The sequence below is a fragment of the Bacillota bacterium genome (assembly GCA_013177945.1).
Classification (GTDB): Bacteria; Bacillota; DSM-12270; order Thermacetogeniales; family Thermacetogeniaceae; genus Ch130.
Window position 1 is genome coordinate 1 of sequence record JABLXW010000045.1, and the last position, 3,203, is coordinate 3,203.

General features: G+C 52.9%; 2 protein-coding genes and 2 pseudogenes. All 4 read left to right on the plus strand.

Going from position 1 to position 3,203, the window contains the following annotated elements; translation table 11 throughout:
• The 4 genes and pseudogenes from HPY58_14025 to HPY58_14040 all read left to right on the plus strand — a co-directional run bounded on the left by HPY58_14025 (position 1) and on the right by HPY58_14040 (position 3,079).
• Positions 1-492: pseudogene (locus HPY58_14025) on the plus strand (hypothetical protein).
• A 159-nt stretch (positions 493-651) separates the two neighbouring features.
• Positions 652-1,878, plus strand: a pseudogene (locus HPY58_14030) (DDE-type integrase/transposase/recombinase).
• A 137-nt stretch (positions 1,879-2,015) separates the two neighbouring features.
• Positions 2,016-2,816 carry an AAA family ATPase gene (locus HPY58_14035; protein ID NPV30732.1) on the plus strand — a complete coding sequence of 267 codons (801 nt, stop codon included), beginning with the start codon at positions 2,016-2,018 and terminating at the stop codon, positions 2,814-2,816.
• Positions 2,817-2,830: 14 nt separating this feature from the next.
• Positions 2,831-3,079 (plus strand): hypothetical protein, encoded by a 249-nt coding sequence (locus HPY58_14040; protein NPV30733.1) that lies wholly within the window; start codon positions 2,831-2,833, stop codon positions 3,077-3,079.
• Positions 3,080-3,203 lie beyond the last annotated feature (124 nt).

Sequence of the window (3,203 nt, forward strand, 5' to 3'; positions counted from 1 at the left end):
CCCCGCAAAAGCATGGTTTTTACCGCCGGAACGTCGTCACCCCGGATTTCAGCGCCCGGATTTTGATCCGCCGGTACCATTGTAAATATTGCGGCAAGACCATCTCGTACCTGCCTTCCTTCTGCCTTCCTTCTGCCTTCCTTCTGCCTTCCTTACTTCCAGTATACCGTGGAGGTAATCTATACCGCTCTTCGGTACATCCTGGTGTTTTGCTACTCCCTTCGGGCCTCTTTGCAGTTGCTCAAGCGGTTATTCTGGACCCCCGCCCACCTGCAGTTTTACGCCCGGCGCTTTTTTGCCAACCTATACCACATCAAACTGGGCCTTCGCCAGCTCCTCCCCCGGGTAGAGCTACCCGGGGAGAACCTGGATAAAAGGGAAGGAGCCAAAAAGGTACTGCACATTGTGGCTGCTGGATTCGCCCACATCCAGACCTTCTCCACCAGGTTTTACGCCCAATGTGGGTACTCTTTCCTGGCTCCTCGCACATAATTTTAGCATCTAAAAGAGCCTTTTGGGTACCCCTTTGGAAGGGCAAAAGCCGCCAACAAACCTTTTGTCTTTTTGTTTGGCCGGGGAAATGTTACGATTACGGCGGCGCCGAAAAAAGGCTTTAAGCGCTTAAAGCCTCCTAAACAGGAGGTTTTGGTTATGCTTGATGCCAAAGAAAGGGAAAACATCGCCTTAAAAAAGTTTTCTTTAATTGCGCCGGTGTTGAACGAAGAAAAATTGAACCAGCAGGAATACTTTCGAAAGCTCTCGGACCAGCTTATCGACATGCCCCACTACGGACCGCGGCGCTATGCCGTGAAGTCCTTTCAGTGGTGGCTCTACCTTTACCGTCGCTATGGCCTGGAGGGGTTAAAACCGGGCTATCGCTCCGACCGTGGAAAAAGCCGCCGGGTGACTGCGGAAATCGCCGCAAAAATCCGGCAGAAAAGGGCGGAAAAGCCCGGTTTAAAAGGTATCCTCCTCTATGAGGAACTGGTCAAAGAGGGGGTGTTTACCCCGGACAGGCTCTCTTTGGCCACCTTTTACCGCTTTTTGGCCCAGAACCCGGACCTGGCCTCCGGTAAAGATCCCGATGAAGAAGAAAAGGATGTCCGGCGCTTTTCCCACCAGCGGGTAAACGAGCTCTGGCAGACGGACATCATGTACGGCCCATGCTTAAGGGTGGGCCGGTCCAAAAAACAAACTTACCTCCTTGCCTTCATTGATGACGCCTCCCGACTGGTTACGGCCGCCCGGTTCTGCTGGGAGCAGAATTTTACCGCGGTCAGGGCCGTTTTCAAAGAAGCAATTTTAAAACGGGGGGTCCCGAAGATGATCTATACCGACAACGGCAAGGTTTACCGCTGCAACCAGCTGGCCGTGGTTTGCGCCAGCTTGGGGTGCACGCTTTTGCATGCGGAACCATTTTCTCCTAGCTCGAAAGGGAAGGTGGAACGGTTCTTTAGGACCGTCCGGATGCGCTTTTTAAGCCGCCTGGAGATGGACAGGGTAAAGTCTTTGGAAGAATTAAACCTGCTTTTCTGGCAGTGGCTGGAGGCGGATTACCAGCGCAAAATCCACAGCGCTCTGGGCATGAGCCCCCTCGATTATTTTTTATCCCAGGCGCAAGCGGTAAAGATGTTTTCCGACCCGACCCTTTTGGACGAGTATTTCCTTTTGCGGACAACCCGCAAAGTTAACCACGACGCCACCTTTTCTTTGGAAAACATCCTCTACGAAACAGACCAGAAGTTTGCCGGCAGCAGGGTGGAGGTCAGGTACGAGCCCGAATGGTTGAAGTCCCCCGCCCGGCCGGTGTTCCTTTACCAGGACGGCTTGAAAGTGGGCGAGGCTAGGCAGGTGGACTTCTTTGCCAACGCCTGGGTGAAAAGAAAGGGGCGCGGCCGCCCGGCGCATCAAAATGATGAGCCGGAGGAACTTTCCCCCGCCCGGGGCGGTGGGGAGACCACGGCGCCGGTCATCTCTTTTACCCGCCTGCTCGAAAATGAAGGTGAAGAAAAATGATGTTCACCCAGTTCTACGGCCTAAAGTTCAACCCTTTTTCCAAAGAGGTGCCCTTTGACCAGTTGTTTGCCAGTTGGGACCTTCAGGAGCTGACCTCCCGTTTAAAGTATTTGCAGCAGGTACGGGGGATCGGCCTGGTTACCGGGGAGCCGGGGTGCGGGAAAACCAGCGCTTTGCGCAAGTACGTCAGCGAACTGAACCCCGCCCACTACAAGACGTGTTACTTTGCCCTGTCCACGGTAACCGTGCTGGAATTCTACCAGGGCCTGGCTCTGGCCTTGGGGGAAGAACCGAAGCACAAGAAGGTGAGCATCTTCCACCAGATTCAGGGGGCCATTGCCAGTCTTTATTACGAACGGCGGATTACCCCGGTGATTGTCCTGGACGAAATTCACCTGGCGGGCAACAAGATTTTGGAGGACTTAAGGCTTCTATTTAACTTTCAGATGGACTCGCAAAACCCCTTTATTCTAATTTTGGCCGGACAGACCTTAATCCGGAGCAAGCTTGCCCTCAATGTGAACAACCCTTTACGGCAGCGGCTGACCGTCAAATATTCCATGCGGGGCTTAAAAGCCGAGGAGATCAGGGAGTATTGCGTCAGCCGGTTGAAGTATGCCGGCCTGCACGAGGAGATTTTTACCCCCGCAGCCTTTGAGGCAATCTATGCCGTCACCAACGGACTCCCCCGGCTGGTCAACAACCTGGTCACCACCTGTTTGATCTGCGCCTGCAGTAAGAAGCAAAGGGAGATCGATCCCGAGGTGGTCTACCAAGCCCAGCAGGAACTGGAAATTTAGGGGGTTGGTTTGCTATGCGCAGCCTGAAAGATTACTTTCTATTCACCGGCTTTTCGGATTTGCTGCCCGTAGCGGTCAAGATGGCCCAGGAATTAAACTACACCAAAGAAGAAATGATCGAAGCGATTTGCAAGGTAGCTGATAAAGCCAGAGTCTATCCACCGACCAGGAACCGGACGGGTTGGTTTGCCACCGTGTTCCGCGAAAAACTACAAGAAGCGCGGGCGGAAATACTGGCCTTCCGGAATAGTTACCGGAATTAGCTATTCTTGAATCTGGGCTGTCTAATCAGGGCAGCCCGGATCTTTTTCTAATGCTAATGAAATTTGCAAATGTTTATTGAAGGTACCGGTTTAATTTGCGAATTTCGCTTGTTTTTGGACTGGA

Excerpts from the sequence above, each read along its gene's own strand:
- HPY58_14040 (NPV30733.1), top strand. The coding sequence starts at position 2,831 with ATGCGCAGCCTGAAAGATTACTTTCTATTCACCGGCTTTTCGGATTTG.
- HPY58_14035 (NPV30732.1), top strand. The coding sequence starts at position 2,016 with ATGTTCACCCAGTTCTACGGCCTAAAGTTCAACCCTTTTTCCAAAGAG.